Genomic DNA, 17,452 nt, shown 5'->3' on the forward strand with positions numbered 1-17,452 from the left:
CCCCGCGAGTGCCACGCAAGTGCCTGAAAACAAAGGGCGCGCCCACTTGGCACGGTAGCTGCTCTTCTCCTCCCGCACGCACAGTGGGGGAGATCCCATGGAAAGCCCGACTTCGCGGCGGACGCCGCAGCTGCTGATCCTGGTGATCCTTTTCGCCAGTGCGCCTTGCCTGGCCGAAGACTTCCCGAAGATTCCGCAGGCCCAGGACCAGGGCAAGCCGATCGGCGCCGGTGCGCGCCAGGGCGTGTACGCCACGCCGGGCGAAATGACGCTGATCCGCGATGTCGCCACCCGCCCGGCCTACCGCGAGGCGCCCCCGGGCGTGGCCACCATCGCCAACCCCTCGCCGGTCCGCGAACTGGCCCGCACGCTGGGCACCGACGACGGCTTTGCCGAACTCACCGACGACGACTACGCCGCGATGGGCTCCAGCGCCGGCCCGCAAGGCATGCGCGGCGCGCAGGGCGGCAACGTCACCACCGTCGAGCGCATGACCGGCAGCGCGGTCAGCGGCACGCTGGGCCGCGTCGCGGGCAGCGACGGCCTGCTCAGCGGCAACAACCTCAGCCAGAGCATCAACGGGCCGGTCGGCGCGGTGGGCAACGCCACGCGCGGCATCGGCGACACGGTGATGGGGGCGCTGTCGCAGTTCCCGCTGGGCGTGCCGGCCAGCACCGGCAACGGGCCGGGGAACTGAGCCGTGCGCACTTACGTGCTCCTGGCCGCCGCGCTCGCCGCCACGCCCACGATGGCGATGGCGCAGTCGGGCGACGACTACGCGCAGATGCTCGGCTATCTCGCCGACAGCCGCATCGACGGCCGCGCGCTCTCCAACGCCAGCGGCGCCATCGCGGTGAACCAGGCCGCCGGCGACCTCAACCTGCAGGCCAACCTGCGCGCGCTGGCCAATGGCGGCCGCGCGCAGGCCCAGGTGCAGGCCATCCAGATCCACGCGGGCGACCGCTACGACACCCCCCTGCATGCGTCGGCCACCCTGGGTGGCGATGCGCTTTCGGGTGCCAGCGGCATCGCCTCGATCAACCAGGCCAGTGGCAGCGGCAACACGGAGCTCAACGCCGTCGCCGCCACCTTGGCCGACCAGGGCATACGCGAAACGAACGACGACACGCTCGCTTCGTTCGCGTCGGCAGGGGGGCAGGGCGAGGCCGCGGACGGCCAGCCCGGCGGTACCCGCAGCGTCGGCGTCGAGTCGACGGCGCTGCGGGGATTCGGCGGTGTCCTGCAACTCAATCAGATCGCGGGTTCCGGCAACGCGACAGGCAACCAGTTGAGCCTGTCCGTACAGAACCCGTGAGACGTACCACCACCCGATAGTCAGCACACACGAGAAGAGGGCACCATGAACGCGAATCACAAATGGACGGTACTCGCCATGGCGGTTTCCACGCTGGTCTTCAGCGCGGCGGCCAGTGCGGCAGACAACCAGAACAAGAGCGCCAACATCAACCACCTGCACAACGTGGTCGAGACGCGCACCAACACGAACACGAATACCAACACCAACACGAACACCAATACCAACACGAACACCAATACCAACGTCAACACCAACGTCGATACCGACGCGGACATCTACCTGGGCGTCGACGCGCAGGCCAAGCTCCGCCTCGATGCCGCCGCCAAGCTGCGCTATGACGGCAGCCGCACCGACGACGACACCAACATCTCGTACGACGAAACCCGCAACGTCGACGTCAACGAGCACTACAACGTCTCCGGCGACGAGAAGAAGGAAAAGAACAACCACGGGCAGGATGCCAACGTCGAGCGTGATTCGCGCCTGATGACTGACATCACCCTGACCGGCGATCCGACCGTCAGCGGCGACCTGGAGATCGATTCGGCGGCCACCGCGCTGATCGACAACCGCCAGATGGTGAGCGGGAACAAGGGCATCAACGACAAGCTGACCAACGACGCCTCGATCGGTGACGACGTGGCCTCGGAAGGCTCGGGCAACCTCGGCTTCAACGTCGCCGCCGGCGACAACAATGCCCAGGACAACGCCGCCGCGCTCTCCGCCGCCGACAGCAGCTTCACCTTCGGCATGGCCGACGCCGCCGTGTTCGTGAACCAGGGGGGGGCGGACAACACCACCATCAACAAGGGCGTGACCAACACCGCCGGTGCCGGCGACAACGCCTTCAGCGGCGCGACCGGCAACATCGGCGTGAACATCACCTCGGGCAACAACAACGAGCAGAAGAACGCGCTGTCGGCCTCGGTGGCCACCAGCCGCGTCGCCACCGCGGCGATCTCGTCCAACCAGGTCTCGGCCGGCAACTTCACCAAGAACGAAGGCACCGTCGAGAAGTACACCGATACCACCGAAGTCACCCTGCGCGGCAAGGTGCAGGGCTACACCGCGGCGGTCGGTTACGGCGGCTACGAGGGTGAAGCCTCGGGCAGCACCGCGAGCACCGGCAGCTCGTACCAGAAGGGCAACTTCTACCTGGATACCTGGTCGGGCAACACCCACACGGGTGGCAACCAGACCGGCCACATCGACGTGGACAACCAGATCCAGGGTGCGATCGCCAACCCGAACAAGCAGGGCGTGGGCGGCATCGCGTTCGACAACGACAGCGAAGGCACCTACGAGGGCACCGAGAGCGGTGACCTGGGCTTCGTGGAGCTCGGCGTGGCCGACCTCTATGCGCAGCTGAGCGGCACGGTGAAGACCAGCCGTTGGGTGGTGGTCGATGCGACCAACACGGCCTCGCTGTCCGGTTCGGCGTTCTCCAACGCCTCCGGCAACATCGGCGTGAACGTGTCCGCGGGCACCGGCAACCTGCAGGCCAACAGCCTGGCGCTGGCCGTGGCGCAGCCCTCGACGGGCACCCCGCCGCCGACCGGTGGCGGCGAGTAAGCCTGGCCGCATTCGCCGCGACGCGGCGTTGATGGAGCAACAAACCCGGCCATCCGCCAATGGCCGGGCCACCCCGGAAGCCCCCGTTCCAAGTCCCCCTGGGGCGGGGGCTTCCAACCTGGAACCCGCGCGAATGAACCGTCTGATCCTGTTGTGCCTGCTGCTGTGGCTGTGCCCGAAGGCGTGGGCCGGCGACGTGCCGTTTGCCGGCGTGCTGCCCAACGGCGCGCTGTACACCGGCCAGGTCGAAAGCATGCACGAGGCGCGCTATCGCTACCTGGTGCGGCAGCAGACCGACTACAGCTGCGGCGCCGCCGCGCTGGCCACCATCCTCAAGTACGCCTACCACCTGGACGTGGACGAGCACACCGTCATCGAAGGGATGATGGGCGTGTCCGATCCGCAGATCGTGCAGGAACGCGGCTTCTCGCTGCTGGACATCAAGCGCTACGTCGAGACGCTCGGCATGCGCGGCCGCGGCTACCGCATCAACGAAGACCGCCTGCGCAGCCTGCGCGTGCCCGGCCTGGTGCTGATGGACGTACGCGGCTTCCGCCACTTCGTGGTGCTCAAGCAAGTGCTCGGCGACCGCGTCGAGCTGGCCGACCCCATCCTCGGCAACCGCAACATCCCCTTGTCCGATTTCGTGGCGGCGTGGCCGTCGCGCGCGGTGTTCGTGGTCATCGGCAGTGACTTCGACCGCAACACCGTCCTGCTGCAACCCAGTACGCGTCCCAGTGCCCGCGCGTTGTACGCGCGCCAGGGGCCGATCACCGAAGCGGAGCTGGTCGACTTCGGCTTCACCCATGCCGACCTGTTCTGAAGGAGCGTTGCCATGAACAAGCCCAATCCCCTGCTGCTGGCCCTTGGAGCGGCCATGCTGCAACCGGCCATCCACGCCTGCGCGCAAGCCAGCGAGGAAGCGCCCGCCGCGCCCGGCCAGGGCATCAGCGAGATTTCCGACGACGAGCTGTCCACGATGCGCGGGCGCTACACGGTAGGCGACAACACCGTGGCCTGGTTCGGCGTGTCGATGATCTCCACCTGGCAGACCGCCACCGGGCAGATCCTGGAAAGCACGATGAAGGTGGCGATGGATTTCAGCCAGGGCAACAACACGCCCAAGGTGACCTTCACCCCGACCGTCAACATCACCCGCGCCGACGCGCCCGATCCCACCCCGGCGGCGACCGCGGTGGCCAGCGTGGCGCCGGCGCCCACCGCGCCGCAGACCAGCAGCGTGGCGCAGACCAGCGGCGAGCCGCAGCGCAGCGTCGATGCCAGCGGCCTGCAGAACGTCTCGGGCCTGGTGCAGAGCGTGCAGGTGGCCGGCGATGCCAACGCCGCCACCAACAACACCCAGCTCACCGTGCGCGAAGGCACCGCGCCGCAAACGCCGGCGGTCTCCGCGCCGGCCGGTACCACCAGCGTCACCGACGGCGCGGCCACCGCCAGCGCCAGCTATGCCAACGGCACCGCCGGCGTGCTGCTGCTGATTGCAGGGCAGGGCGAGGTGCAGCAGTGGATCCGCAACGGCAGCGTCGGCCAGAGCATCCAGCTCACCGGCGACGCGCAACAGATCAGCAACCGCCTGCAGCTGGACCTGGTCCGGCAGTCGGTTTCCAACAACCTGCCGCTGAACCAGAACGTCGCCCAGGCCATCACCCTGGCGCGCGGGATCGGCCCGGGCACCGGCCAGTAAGGCCATCACTGAAACCGCGCCGTGGCGGCGACGGGGGAGAACGTGCGATGCAAAGGATGATGCGGTACGGCGCGGCAGCAGGGGCGACCCTGGCCGCCTTGTGGGGCGGCACGGCGGCGGCGCAGCAGGCGCCGGCACCGGCCCCCGTGGCCCCGGCGGTGAGCGCCGAAGATGCGGCCGACGTGCAGGAGCTGATGGCGCAGCTGGAAGCGCTGAAGGCCAACTACGCGCAGGAAGTGCGGCGGCTGCGCGAACTCGACGTGCAGGTGCAGGCGATGCAGGCCCGCCTGGCCGGCAAGACCGGCGCGGCCATCGCCCCGACCACCGCGACGGCAATGGCGCCCGCCGCCGCCGCCGCGGCGTCGGCCGAAGCGGCGTCCAGCGGCGCCAGCGGGCCGCCGCCGGCCGGTTATGCCAGCAGCACGGCGGAAGGCAAGCAGGCCAAGGAGGCTTCGCGGCGCAGCGTCAATGACGTCAAGCAACAACAGCAGGCGCTGTTCAACCAGAAGCTGACCATCGAAAACAGCCTCACCTACGCCCGCTACGACCGCAAGCTGCTCACGCTCAACGGCTTCCTGGCGCTGGATGCGATCTTCCTGGGCAACATCGCCATCGAGAACGTCGAATCCGATTCGCTGACCTACAACCTCGCCGCGCGCTGGGGCATCAGCCCGAATTTCACCCTCAACGTCGACATGCCGTTCCTGGAGCGCAAGACGGTGTACCAGAAGGGCGGCGCGGGCGGTTCGGCCGCGGCGATCGCGCAGGAAGAGACCACCGGCGGCGGCCTCGGCGACATCGCGGTAAGCGGCAACTACCGCCTGTTCCCGGAGCGCAACAAGATTCCGGAAACCGTGCTCACCTTCGGCGTCACCGCGCCGACCGGCCGCGAACCCTATGGCGTGGACTGGAAGGTGCTCGAGCGCGACGACGACCAGTTCATCCGCTTCGCCGTGCCGAGCAAGCAGCCCACCGGCAACGGCGTGTGGCAGGCGAATATCGGCCTGTCGGCGGTGAAGACGGCCGACCCGGCGATCCTGTTCGCCAACATCGGCTACATCTATTCGTTCAAGCGCAGCTTCGACGACATCGACAGCAACCCGGATACGGTCAACCCCGGTTCGGTGCGCCTGGGCGATTCGTACTACTTCGGCGCCGGCGTGGCGTTCGCGTTCAACGAGCGCACCAGCTTGAGCATTTCCTTCAGCGACAAGCTCAGCGCCCGCGCCTCCACGCGCTACCAGGGCGGGCAGTGGGTGAAGGTGATCGGCAGCGACGCCAACGCCGGCACGCTGAACTTCGGCGTGACCTATGCATTGAACTCGCACGCCACGCTGGTGAGCCTGCTCGGCGTGGGCCTGACCCCGGATGCGCCGGACTTCAGCCTGGCGTTCAAGGTGCCTTACATGCTGTGAGGCATCCGACAGCGCGCCACCCCGTGAAGCCACCCGCGAGGGTGGCTTCTTTCATTCGCGGCCTTCGAGCGGCACGCCGTGCTTGCGGCACAGCCGGTACACGGTGACCCGCGAGACCTGCATGCGCCGCGCGCAGGCGCTGACGTTGTACTGGCTCTGCTTGAGGTTGTGCAGCAGGGCGTCGCGCTCGGCCTGGTCGCGGGCCTGGCCGAGGTGGTCGCGCGGAGTCGGGGCGGCGTGCGCCAGTTCCAGGTCCGCATCGGAGATCAGCTCGTGCTCGGCGATCACCGCCGCGCGCTGCACGCGGTTGAGCAGTTCGCGCACGTTGCCCGGCCAGTCGAAAGTCGCCATCGCCTGCAGCGCCTGCGGGGTGAAGCCGCGCGCGCGGGTGGTGTGCTGGGCACGGAAACGGTCGAGGAAGTGCTGGGCGAGCAGGGCGATGTCCGCGCCGCGCTCGCGCAGCGCCGGCATCGGCAGGCGCAGCACGTTGAGCCGGTAGTAGAGGTCGCGGCGGAAGCGGCCGGCTTCCACCGCCTGTTCGAGTTCGACATGGGTGGCGGCCAGCACGCGCACGTCCACCTTCACCGGCTGGTTGCTGCCCACGCGCTCGATGGTGCCTTCCTGCAGCACGCGCAGCAGGTTGGTCTGCGCATCCAGCGGCAGGTCGCCGATCTCGTCCAGGAACACCGTGCCGCCGCTGGCGGTTTCGAACAGGCCCAGGCGGCGCTGCGAGGCGCCGGTGAACGCGCCGCGCTCATGGCCGAACAGTTCGGATTGCACCAGGCTGGCGGGCAACGCGCCGCAGTTCACCGCCACGAAGGCGCGGTGCCCGCGCGCGGACAGTTCGTGGATTGCACGCGCCGCCACTTCCTTGCCGGTACCGGTCTCGCCGGTGACCAGCACCGGCAGTTCCACCGGCGCGTACTTGCGCAGCTTGGCGTGGGTGGCGCGCATGATCGAGCTGTCGCCGATCAACGCTTCCACGCCGTGGCGCGGTTCGGGCGAGGTGGGCGTTTCGAGCAGGCGCAGCGCCTGCACGATGCGGCGCGGATCCAGCGGGCTGGGGAAGGTTTCGATGCAGTGGTCGAGCAGGTGGCCGATCGCGTCGTCGTCGTTGGCGCCGGCCGGGGTGACCGCCATCAGCGAGAGGTAGCCATGCGCGTCGAGCAGGCGCCGCACGCGCGCGAGGTCGGCGCCGTTCTCGCGCAGGTCGACCAGGCCGACGACCAGGTCGTCGCTGCGCAGGCCGATGCCGGCGTCGTCGTCGCGCTCGACGATGCGCAGCCGCCAGCCGGCGGCGGCGAGCATTTCGCGCTCCTGCGCCTGTGGCCGGCCGAACCAGATGACGCAACGCCGGGTGAAGTCAGGTATGGCTGCCATGCACTTCCTGCCACGCTTGTAGCTGCGCGGGCGGAGCGCTGGAGCCACTCTGTTGCGTTCCGGCCAGGCCGCCCCCTGTCCGGTCGATGCCCGGGCCCGCCCATGCGGTCCACGGCACATCGCCTGGCGTCGCCCTTGCCGGAGCCCCCGGGGGCGAACACATCTGTCAACGCGGGTTCTGGAACAGACCGGACAGCGGGGTGCCCGTAGCGGCATGGCACACTGGCGCCTCGTGAATCTGGAGGCCAGCCGTGAGTGGCGAGCAACGCGAATTGAATTTCCGGTTCCTGGCTGAACCGAACGACGTGAATTTCGGCGGCAAGGTGCATGGTGGCGTGGTCATGAAGTGGATCGACCAGGCCGGGTTCGCGGCGGCCAGCGGCTGGAGCAGCCGCTACTGCGTGACGGTGGCGGTGGGCGGCATCCGCTTCGTGGCGCCGATCCTGATCGGCGACGTGGTGACGGTGTCGGCCAAGCTGGTCTACACCGGGCGCACCAGCATGCATTTCGCCCTCGACGTGCGCGCGCGCAGCCCCACCGGTGGCGCCTCGCGGTTGTGCACCCACTGCATCATCGTGTTCGTGGCGATGGGCGATGACCACGCCACGCCGGTGGAGGTGCCGAGCTGGCGCCCGGATACCGAGCAGGACCAGCGCCTGGCCGAGTACGCGCTGAAGGTGATGGAGCTGAGCAAGGGCATCGAGGACACCATCGCGCAGTACCAGCACAGCTGAGGCCCGGCGAGCGGGCAAAAAAAGGCCGCGCGATGCGCGGCCTCTCTTCGTGGTGCTTTAGTCCGCGCTTACAGCACGCGGCGGGCCTGCACGAACTTCTCGCTCCAGTAGCCGCTGGCCAGCGTGTCGATCTGCACGTCCTTGCCGCGGCTCGGCGCGTGCAGGAAGCGGCCTTCGCCGACGTAGATGCCGACATGGTCCACGCGGCCGCGACGGCCGAAGAACACCAGGTCGCCGGCGGTGAGGGCGTTGCGGTCCTTGATCAGCGCGGCGGCGTCGTCACGGGCCATCTCGCGCGAGACGCGCGGCAGCTCGATGCCCAGGGCGGTCTTGAACACGTAGCCGACCAGGCCGCTGCAGTCGAAGCCGTCCGGCGAGGTGCCACCCCAGCGGTACGGAGTACCCAGCAGGCCCATGGCGCGCTTGAGGATGCTCTGCACCTGGCCGTCGTTGACGGCGATCTCGGCGCGGTCGGCGGCGCTCTGCGAAACGTCGTAGTTGGCCAGCAGGCGGCTGAGATCGCCAGCGAACATGGCCGAACGATCCATCAGCGGAATGGTGTCATTGCCGGCCAGGCGGGGCAGCAGGGCGGCCAGGGTCGCCGTGGCGGCGGCGTCGGCGCGGCTGCGCGGGGCGGCAGGGGAAGCGGTGTCCTGCGGGGCAGCGACATCCGGGGCGGGGGCGGCGGCCTTGTCCGCGTTCTGGGCCAGAACCGGGGCGGCAGCCAGCAGCAGCACGGAGGCGCAGAGCAGGCGGAGCGGTTTCTGGAAAGAGAAACGCGGGGTGAAGATTGGGTCGTCGGTCGTCACGCGGGAATCACATTGCGGCAGGCGATGCGCGATGATGCCCCGGTGAAGGGTGTGTGAGGTTCAATTTCCGTTAAAATTTCGTTTTATGTGACGTGCGTCCGATCACAGTTCAGTGCAGGACCCGTTTCGCACCACTGTAATGATCCCGCCAGTAGACCCCGTCGAGGGTGTCCAGGCGGACGGTTCCGCCGGTGCTGGGGGCGTGCACGAACCGCCCTTCGCCGACATAGATGCCCACGTGCGACACGCTGCCGCGGCTGCCGAAGAACACCAGGTCCCCGGCCGCCAGACGCTCCGGGGCGATCTTCGGGCCCTGCAGGGCGGCCAGCTCGGAGGAGCTGCGGGGCAGCCGCAGGTCGAGCATGTCGCGGTAGACGTAGGTGACCAGGCCGCTGCAGTCGAACCCGCCTTCCGGGGTATTGCCGCCGTAGCGGTAGGGGGTGCCGACCAGCCCCAGGGCCCGCATCAACACCGCGTTGGCGGCGGCCGGGTCGGCCGGGGCGACCTGCGGCCACACCCGCGGCGCGGGCGCGGCGGCCTTGCGCGGCGGCGGGTGGCTGGCGCAACCGGCCAGCACGGTGGCCAGCACGAGCAGGACGGGGAGGGCGAGGCGCCGCCAAGGCATGGCGGACGGGGGCGGCACGGCTGGCTTGTTCTGCATCGAGCCCGGATAATGCGCGGTTTGAATGGCCGCCATCATGGCGGCGACCCCGGCGGCCGACAAGCCGTCCCACCGCCTGCCACCGGGCAGCCTCAAAGCCAGAGCCATCATGAAGATCGAAAAAGACCGCGTCGTCCGTTTCCATTACACCGTCTCGGAGGTCGGCCAGGCGCCGATCGAGAGCTCCAAGGACCGCGAGCCGCTGGCGATCCTGGTCGGCCACGGCAACATCATCCCGGGCCTGGAGAAGGCGATGATGGACAAGGAAGCCGGCGAGAACATCAGCGTCGATGTCCCGGCCGCCGAAGCCTACGGCGAGCGCCGCGAGGGCCTCGGCCAGCGCGTGCCCAAGAAGCACTTCGGCAACACCAAGCTGGCCCCGGGCATGCAGGTCGTGCTGCAGACCAACTTCGGCCCGCGCGCGGTCACCGTCGAGAAGGTCGGCATGAGCGTGGTCGACGTGGACCTCAACCACCCGATGGCCGGCAAGGACCTGCACTTCGACGTGGAGATCGTGGAAGTGCGCGAGGCCAGCGCCGAGGAAGTCGAGCACGGCCACGTGCACGGCGACGGCGGCCACGCCCACTAAGCCCCGCCGGCTTTCCTTCGCGGCCCGCTTCGGCGGGCCGCGTGCGTTTTGCGGCCCCCGCAGGCCGCGCTAGGGTGACGCCATGAACACGCCCCGCCTGTCGCCGGTCGCCCCCGCCGAGCGCATCGTCCTGCTCGACGTCCTGCGCGGCTTCGCGCTGCTGGGCATCCTGCTGATGAACATCGAAGGCTTCGTCGGCCCGCTCAACAGCGCGCTGACCGGCGTGGACCCGGCGTTGTCCGGCGCCGACCGCATCGCCGACGCGCTGGTGTACTTCTTCGTCCAGGGCAAGTTCTACACGCTGTTCTCGCTGTTGTTCGGCATGGGTTTCGCGGTGATGTCCGGCCGCGCCGAGCAGGCCCGCCGCCCGTTCGTGCCGGTGTACCTGCGGCGCAGCCTGGGGCTGGCGGTGATCGGCCTGGTGCATGCGCTGCTGATCTGGTCTGGCGACATCCTGCTCAGCTACGCGCTGCTCTCGCTGCTCCTGCTCGCCTTCGCCGAAGCGCCGACGCGCTGGCTGCCGGCGCTGGCCCTGGTCGTGTACCTGTTCGCCTCGTGCTGGGTGCTGCTGTTCGGGGCGGTCGGCACGCTGATGCAGCACGACGCGGCGTTCCAGCAGCAGCTGGCGCAGGTCGGCACGCAATGGCAGCAGGCGGTGGAGGCGCAGCGGCAGGCGTTCGGAGCCGGCAGCTACGTGCAGGCCACGCTGCAGCGCGTGCACGACCTGGGTGAATCCATGAGCGGCTTGCTGGTCAACGGCCCGACCATGCTCGGCATGTTCCTGCTCGGCGCGTGGTTCCTGCGCAGCGGCGTGATTGCCGCGCCCGAGCGGCATGCGCGCCTGTTCGCGTGGCTGCGCTGGGGTGCGCTGCCGCTGGGCATCGCATGCATGGCGGCCAGCTACGCGATTTCGCCGTGGATGGACCCGGCCAGGCTGGACATGGCCGCCGCCGCCGGCTGGGCGCTGGGTTCGGTCGCCAACCTGCTGATGTGCCTGGGCTACCTGGCGTGGGTGACGCGCGCGGCGCATGCGCTGCGCTGGCTGGCCCCGGCCGGGCGCATGGCGCTGAGCAACTACCTGCTGCAATCGCTGGTGTGCACGTTGCTGTTCTACGGCTACGGCGCGGGCCTGTTCGAGCGGCTGCCGCGCGCGTGGCAGCTGCCGTTCGCGCTGGCGCTGTTCGCCGCGCAGGTGCTGCTGAGCCGCGCATGGCTGCGGGCGTTCCGCTTCGGCCCGGTGGAATGGCTGTGGCGCGGCTTCACCTACCTGCAGTGGCCGCCGTTGCGCCGGCGCAACGCGGTGGCGTGATCGCACGCCTGCCGCGACACGGCACGGCGCTCTACACTGCACCGGTGAGCATTCCCCAAGACGATGTCGTGGTGGTGGGCGGTGGCGCGATCGGACTGGCGTGCGCGCTGGCGCTGGTCGAAGCCGGACGCGGCGTGCGCGTGCTCGAGGCCGGCAGCGCCGGCGCGGCGACCTCGCACGGCAACTGCGGCACCATCACCCCCAGCCACGCGCCACCGCTCGCCGCACCCGGCATGCCGTGGCAGGCGCTGCGCTGGATGTTCACCCCCGACGCGCCGCTGTACGTGCCGCCGCGGCTGGATCCCGCGCTGTGGGGCTGGTTCGCCCGCTTCGTCGCGCGCTGCAATTCGCGGGACTGGCGGCGCAGCACGCTTGGCCGTGCCGCGCTGCTCAACGATTCGGCGCAGCGCCTGCACGAGTGGATCGCGCGCTACGACCTGGATTGCGAATACCACCAGGACGGCCTGGACTACGTATTCCGCGACGAGCGCAACTATCGCCACTACCTGCGCGAATGCGAGACGCTCGAAGCGCTCGGGGTACGCACGCAGGCCATCGACGGCGCGACGTATGCGGCCGAAGACCCGGCCTTCCGCGACGGCCTGGCCGGCGCGATCCGCTTTCCCGGCGACGGCCACCTGCGCCCCGACCGCTACACCGCCGGCCTGGCGCGCGCGCTGCGCGAACGCGGCGCGGAGATCGACGAGCAGGTACGCGTGGATGCGCTCGATCCCGATGCGCGCGGCGTGCGCATCACCACCTCGCAGGGCGTGCGGCAGGCGCGCGACGTGTTGATCGCCACCGGCCCGTGGTCGCCAAAGCTGGCGGCGATGGTCGGCCTGCGCCTGCCGGTGCAGGCGGGCAAGGGCTATTCGATCACCTACAGCCGGCCCGCCGTCGCGCCGAAACGGCCGGTGGTGCTGAAGGACCGCTGGGTGTTCGTCACCCCGTGGGAGAGCGGCCTGCGCGTGGGCAGCACGATGGAATTCTCCGGCTACGACACCCGCCTCAACGACACCCGCCTGGCCGCGCTGGAGCGCGCCGCCGCCGAGTACCTGCACGAGCCCGCCGGCGCGCAGGTGCAGGAGCGCTGGTACGGCTGGCGGCCGATGACCTTCGACGACCTGCCCGCGCTGGGTCGCGTGCCACGCCACGATCACGTCTGGCTCGCGGCCGGCCATGGCATGCTCGGCATCAGCATGAGCAGCGCAAGCGGACAACTGATGGCCGACCTGATGACCGGACGCACGCCGGCGATCGATCCCCAACCCTATCGCCCGGAGCGCTTCGCATGAGCCATGGCCACGACTACGACGTATTGGTGATCGGCGGCGGCTCGGGCGGGCTGGCCGCCGCGTTCCGCGCCGCGCAGCACGGTGCGCGCGTGGCGCTGATGGAGCCCGGTGAACTCGGCGGCACCTGCGTCAACATCGGTTGCGTGCCGAAGAAGGCGATGTGGCTGGCCGCCGACCTCGCCAGCAAGATGGAGCTGGCCGGCTCGATCGGTTTCGACGTCGCGCCGCCGAAGCTGTCGTGGAAGGAACTGGTCGCGCACCGGCAGGGCTACATCGCCAATATCCACGCCAGCTACCGGCGCCGCCTGGATGCCGACGGCATCGTGCTGATGCCGCAGCGTGGGCACCTGATCGACGCGCACACCGTGTCCTGCGCCGACGGCGTGCACACCAGCGCCGACCACATCGTCATCGCCACCGGCGCGCATCCGCTGCGCCCGCAAATCGAGGGCGCCGAGCTCGGCAGCGTCTCTGACGACTTCTTCAACCTGTGCGCCGCGCCGGAGCAGGTGGCGATCATCGGCGGCGGCTACATCGCCATCGAACTCGCCGGCCTGCTGCAGGCGCTCGGCAGCCGCGTGCACCTGTTCGTGCAGGGCAAGCAGCTGCTGGGGCGTTTCGATGCGGAAGTCACCGCGCAGCTGGCCGAGAACCTGCGCCAGCAGGGCGTGCGCGTGCATTTCGAATACCGCGCCAACCGCCTGTGGCGCGACGACGGCGGCGCGCTGCGCCTCGGCGGCACGGGCGAGTTGTGTGCCGACCAGCGCTTCGACCAGGTGTTCTTCGCCATCGGCCGGCGGGGTAACACGCGTGATTTGGGCCTGGAGAAGGTGGGCGTGGCGGTGGGCGAGCACGGCGAGATCCTCGTCGACGATTACCAGGACACCGCCGTGCCGAGCCTGCATGCAGTGGGCGACGTCGCAGGCAGGGTGGGGCTGACGCCGGTGGCGATCGCCGCGGCGCGCAAGCTGATGGATCGCCTGTACGGCGGCCAGCCCGAGGCGCGGCTGGATTACGACAACGTCCCCAGCGTGGTGTTCTCGCACCCGCCGCTGGGCGCGGTCGGCCTGGCCGAAGAGGAGGCGCGCGAGCGCTACGGCGACCAGGTGCGCGTGTACACCACCAACTTCCGCCCGATGCTGCACGCCTTGGCCGATTCGCCGCAGCGCAGCCTGTTCAAGCTGGTGTGCGTGGGCGAGGAGGAGCGCGTGGTGGGCGTCCACCTGCTCGGCGAAGGCGCGGACGAAATGCTGCAGGGTTTCGCGGTGGCGCTGAAGATGGGCGTCACCAAGCAGCAGTTCGACGACACCGTGGCCATCCACCCGACCTCTTCGGAAGAAGTGGTGTTGATGCGCTGAGGCCACGCGCGCGGCACACTGGCCGCCCGCGTCCCGCGAGAAGCCGCCGATGCCCACCGCCCGCAAAGTCCCCGCCCCGCGCGTGGCGCCGAAGAAGGTCGTCGGCGCGCCCAAGCCGGCGCCGATGCCGGCCGACGAAGCGAAGCTGCGCATCCTGCGGGCGATCCGCGCGATCCCGGCCGGGCAGGTGGCCGGCTATGGCGAAGTCGCCGCGCGTGCCGGGCTGCCGGGGCGGGCGCGGCTGGTCGCGCGGGTGCTGGGCGGCAACGAAGATCCCGACCTGCCATGGCACCGCGTGCTGCGTTCGGATGGCCGCATCGCCATGCCGGAAGGCTCGCGCGGCTGGCGCGAGCAGAGCCAGCGGCTGCGCGCCGAGGGCGTGCGGGTCGAACGCGGGCGCGTGAAGCGCGCCCCACCGGCGAAGACGCTGGACGCGGCCCTGTGGGGGCCGCCGCAGGGCTAGCGGCTATGATGGGGGCGGTTCCCAAGGATGCCCCCATGTTCCAGCGCCTGCCCACCGTCACCAAGGCCCTGCTGATCGCCAACGGCCTGATGTTCCTGCTGCAATGGGTGCTGGGCGATGCCCTGGCGCCGCTGATGCTGTGGCCGGTGAGCGAGGGTGGCTTCGATCCGTTCTCGCCGGGGCAGAACTTCCAGGTCTGGCAGCTGCTGACCTACGGGTTCCTGCATGGCGACTTCATGCACCTGTTCTTCAACATGTTCGCGCTCTTCATGTTCGGCGCGCCGCTGGAGCAGACCTGGGGCGAAAAGCGCTTCCTCACCTATTACCTGGTGTGCATCATCGGCGCCGGCCTGTGCCAGCTGGTGGTGGGCTGGTGGACGCTCTCGCACGGCGGCGATGCGTACCCGACCCTGGGCGCCTCGGGCGCGGTGTATGGCCTGCTGTTGGCCTACGGCATGTTGTTCCCGAACCAGCAGATCATGCTGCTGTTCCCGCCGATCCCGATGAAGGCACGCACGTTCGTGATCGTGTTCGGCGTGATCGAACTGCTCTCGGGCTTGAACGGCTGGCAGCCGGGCGTGGCGCACTTCGCGCACCTGGGCGGCATGCTGTTCGGCTGGTTGCTGATCCGCTATTGGCGCGGGCAGCCGCCGTTTGGCCGGCGCGGGCCCAAGCCGCCGCACCTGCGCCGGGTGAAATAAGCCCGCGCGTTCCTACGCGGGGTGCTCCAACAAAGAAGGGCGCGGATCACTCCGCGCCCTTCTCATTGCCTTGAAGCCTTGGCTCAGCGCCAGATCTTCAGCTGCTCCGCGTCGGTGCGCTGCATCGGCTGGCCGGCCTTGCACTGGAACGTGGCACCGAACTCCGGCAGGTTCGACAGCGGCCCGTTGACGCGCCACTGGCCCGGTGCGCGGATATCCGTGGCCGCGCGCTGCACCGCTTCGTTCGGCGCGACCTGCTGCGCCCACAGCCCGGCCCATGCATTGAAGAACGCCTGGCGGCTGGCCACCGGCGCGTTCGGCTGCGCGGCATTGAACGCCTGCCACGCCAGCTCCACGCCCACCTGGTCGGCGAGGTTGGATTCGGCGGTCAGCGTGCCGTTGACCTTCGTGTTCGGCACGCCCGGGTACGGATAGGCGTTGAACTGCGTGGCGATGCGGTTGGTCAGCTCGGTCCAGGCGGTCTTCTCGGCCGGGCTCCACCAGCTGCGCAGCTGGCCCTGCGCATCGACCAGCGCGCCCTTGGCGTCGATGGCGCGGGTGATCTCGCGGGCCACCAGCGCACCGTAGGCGCCGTACTGCGCGGCGGGCTCGCCATTGCCGAACACCGGCGGCTGCAGCACCGCGGCGGTGACGATCAGGCGGTTCTGCGCGATGTCATAGGCCAGCGCCGGCTGCTGCGGCAGCACGTCCCAGCGGCGGTCGGCGTTGCCCTTGCCGATGCGCTTCATTTCCTCGCGGTGGCGCCAGGTCGAGGCGATCAGCATGTTGCCGCCGAAGCTGCCGCGGCCCATCGGCTGCACGCTGTAGTCGAGGTCGCGGCGCGGCGCGCCGATCTCGATCTTCATCGCCTGCAGCTTGGCCTTGGCTTCTTCCACGACCGGCCCGTTGCCCCAGCCGGTACGGGCGAGCGCGGCGACCTGCGCCTCGCGGATCTGGTCGGCGATCACCGCGGCCTGGCGGCGGTTGTCGGCGGTGAGGTAGCGCTCGACGTACTCGTGGCCGAGCATCGGGCCGGCGGCGACGTTGATCGCGTCCAGCACCTGCTGCCAGCGCGGCGGCGGCAGGGTTTCGCCGCGCAGCAGGCGGCCGCGGAAGCCACCTTCGGCATCACGGAAGCTCTTGGACAGGTACGGGGCCATCGAATCGCCCACGCGCCAGCGCAGGTAGGCCTTCCACTGTTCGGGCTTGAGGCTGGCGACCATCGCGTCGAGCTGCTTGAAGTAGCCCGGGTCGGCCATCGAGACCAGGTCGTCGTTGACGGCCTGCGCCTTGAGGAAATCGCCCAGCTGCAGGTTGCGGTACTGCTTGGTGATGTCCTTCACCGCGACCGGCGCGTAGTTGTTGAACGGGTTGTTGACGTCGGCGACCGGCTTGGCGGCCTTGGCCAGCAGGGTTTCGATCTGGATGACCGAGACGGTGTCGGCGTCCAGCTGCGCGGCCGGGGTACCGGTCAGCGCGAGGATCTGCTTGACGTAGGCGCGGTAGCGGCCCATCAGCGCGACGGTGTCGGCATCGGTGCGGGTGTAGAACGCCGGGTCCGGCAGGCCCATGCCGCCCTGCATGAAGTAGCCGATGTGGCGGTCGAGCGCCTTCAGGTCGACGTCGGGGCTGAAGTTGAAGGCCACCGGGATGCCGACCTGGTGCAGGGCGGCGATCGAGGCCGGCACGTCCTTGGCCTTCTTGATGGCGTCGATGCGCGAGAGCAGCGGGGCGATCGGCTGCGAGCCGTCCTTCTCCACGGCCGCTTCGTCCAGGCCGCTGGCCCAGAAGTCGCCGAGCAGCTTCTGCACGTTGCCCTGCGGGGCCTTCATCGCGGCGTCGAGCAGGTCGCGCTGCTGCTGCTGGGCGCGTTCGGCCAGCTGGCCCAGGGCGGTGGTCGCGCCGCTCTGCGGCACCGGGTTGGCCTTCAGCCACGCGGCGTTGGCGGTGGCGTAGAAATCGCTGCAGGCCGGGGCCACGGCGGGCGTCTTGCTGCTGCTCTTCTTCTTCGGCGCCGCGTCGGCGTACGGGGCGGCGATCACGGAAGCCAGGGCCAGGGACAGGGCGAGCGGGCGGAGAAGGGGCATTCGAGGGAATCCAGCCATGAGGAGTGGCCGGAGTTTAGCGGAGGAGGGGGCTGGGTGGG

Annotated in this window: 17 protein-coding genes; 13 read left to right on the plus strand and 4 right to left on the minus strand. The window is 69.6% G+C overall.

Annotation, left to right across the window (positions count from 1 at the left end; translation table 11 throughout):
- The first annotated feature begins 97 nt into the window (after positions 1–97).
- From ARC20_RS11610 to ARC20_RS11635, 6 genes are all read left to right on the plus strand, one after another.
- Positions 98–697, plus strand: coding sequence for a chaplin family protein (locus tag ARC20_RS11610; protein WP_108143380.1), 600 nt, complete (start codon positions 98–100; stop codon positions 695–697).
- A gap of 51 nt (positions 698–748) precedes the next feature.
- Entirely contained in the window at positions 749–1,315 is a 567-nt protein-coding gene (locus ARC20_RS11615; protein WP_057647294.1) for a hypothetical protein, read from the plus strand.
- Positions 1,316–1,360: 45 nt separating this feature from the next.
- Entirely contained in the window at positions 1,361–2,890 is a 1,530-nt protein-coding gene (locus ARC20_RS11620; RefSeq protein WP_057647262.1) for a hypothetical protein, read from the plus strand.
- Positions 2,891–3,023: 133 nt separating this feature from the next.
- Positions 3,024–3,713, plus strand: coding sequence for a C39 family peptidase (locus ARC20_RS11625; RefSeq protein WP_057647264.1), 690 nt, complete (start codon positions 3,024–3,026; stop codon positions 3,711–3,713).
- 54 nt (positions 3,714–3,767) lie between these two features.
- Positions 3,768–4,592 carry a hypothetical protein gene (locus ARC20_RS11630; protein ID WP_108143396.1) on the plus strand — a complete coding sequence of 275 codons (825 nt, stop codon included), beginning with the start codon at positions 3,768–3,770 and terminating at the stop codon, positions 4,590–4,592.
- A gap of 47 nt (positions 4,593–4,639) precedes the next feature.
- Complete coding sequence (locus ARC20_RS11635) at positions 4,640–6,007, plus strand: transporter (protein ID WP_057647269.1); 1,368 nt, start codon at positions 4,640–4,642, stop codon at positions 6,005–6,007.
- A gap of 51 nt (positions 6,008–6,058) precedes the next feature.
- Here the strand turns inward: ARC20_RS11635 and ARC20_RS11640 are convergent, their stop codons facing one another.
- Entirely contained in the window at positions 6,059–7,387 is a 1,329-nt protein-coding gene (locus ARC20_RS11640; RefSeq protein WP_057647271.1) for a sigma-54 dependent transcriptional regulator, read from the minus strand.
- Between the two features lie 251 nt (positions 7,388–7,638).
- Between ARC20_RS11640 and ARC20_RS11645 the strand changes: the two genes are divergently transcribed.
- On the plus strand, positions 7,639–8,121 hold the full coding sequence (locus tag ARC20_RS11645; RefSeq protein ID WP_057647273.1) for an acyl-CoA thioesterase: 483 nt from the start codon (positions 7,639–7,641) through the stop codon (positions 8,119–8,121).
- Between the two features lie 68 nt (positions 8,122–8,189).
- Here ARC20_RS11645 and ARC20_RS11650 read toward each other — a convergent pair whose 3' ends face one another.
- Both ARC20_RS11650 and ARC20_RS11655 read right to left on the minus strand, forming a co-directional pair.
- The gene (locus ARC20_RS11650; RefSeq protein ID WP_057647275.1) at positions 8,190–8,930 is read right to left on the minus strand and encodes a C40 family peptidase; all 741 of its coding nucleotides are present in this window, start codon (positions 8,928–8,930) and stop codon (positions 8,190–8,192) included.
- Positions 8,931–9,039: 109 nt separating this feature from the next.
- A complete protein-coding gene (locus tag ARC20_RS11655) occupies positions 9,040–9,654 on the minus strand; it encodes a C40 family peptidase (RefSeq protein WP_237642576.1) in 615 nt (204 codons plus the stop codon).
- Between the two features lie 46 nt (positions 9,655–9,700).
- Between ARC20_RS11655 and ARC20_RS11660 the strand changes: the two genes are divergently transcribed.
- From ARC20_RS11660 to ARC20_RS11685, 6 genes are all read left to right on the plus strand, one after another.
- On the plus strand, positions 9,701–10,180 hold the full coding sequence (locus ARC20_RS11660) for an FKBP-type peptidyl-prolyl cis-trans isomerase (protein WP_057647297.1): 480 nt from the start codon (positions 9,701–9,703) through the stop codon (positions 10,178–10,180).
- A gap of 82 nt (positions 10,181–10,262) precedes the next feature.
- On the plus strand, positions 10,263–11,489 hold the full coding sequence (locus ARC20_RS11665) for a DUF418 domain-containing protein (protein WP_057647279.1): 1,227 nt from the start codon (positions 10,263–10,265) through the stop codon (positions 11,487–11,489).
- Positions 11,490–11,533: 44 nt separating this feature from the next.
- Complete coding sequence (locus ARC20_RS11670; RefSeq protein ID WP_057647300.1) at positions 11,534–12,784, plus strand: NAD(P)/FAD-dependent oxidoreductase; 1,251 nt, start codon at positions 11,534–11,536, stop codon at positions 12,782–12,784.
- On the plus strand, positions 12,781–14,142 hold the full coding sequence (gorA, locus tag ARC20_RS11675; protein WP_057647282.1) for a glutathione-disulfide reductase: 1,362 nt from the start codon (positions 12,781–12,783) through the stop codon (positions 14,140–14,142). The genes ARC20_RS11670 and gorA overlap by 4 nt, the downstream gene beginning before the upstream one ends.
- A 124-nt stretch (positions 14,143–14,266) precedes the next feature.
- Positions 14,267–14,605, plus strand: coding sequence for an MGMT family protein (locus ARC20_RS11680; protein WP_237642577.1), 339 nt, complete (start codon positions 14,267–14,269; stop codon positions 14,603–14,605).
- A gap of 35 nt (positions 14,606–14,640) precedes the next feature.
- A complete protein-coding gene (locus ARC20_RS11685) occupies positions 14,641–15,306 on the plus strand; it encodes a rhomboid family intramembrane serine protease (protein ID WP_057647285.1) in 666 nt (221 codons plus the stop codon).
- 83 nt (positions 15,307–15,389) lie between these two features.
- On the opposite strand, the gene ARC20_RS11690 is transcribed toward ARC20_RS11685, so the two are convergent.
- Positions 15,390–17,393 carry a M13 family metallopeptidase gene (locus ARC20_RS11690; RefSeq protein WP_057647287.1) on the minus strand — a complete coding sequence of 668 codons (2,004 nt, stop codon included), beginning with the start codon at positions 17,391–17,393 and terminating at the stop codon, positions 15,390–15,392.
- Positions 17,394–17,452: the final 59 nt, after the last annotated feature.

It is taken from the genome of Stenotrophomonas panacihumi (genome assembly GCF_001431645.1).
GTDB lineage: Bacteria > Pseudomonadota > Gammaproteobacteria > Xanthomonadales > Xanthomonadaceae > Stenotrophomonas_A > Stenotrophomonas_A panacihumi.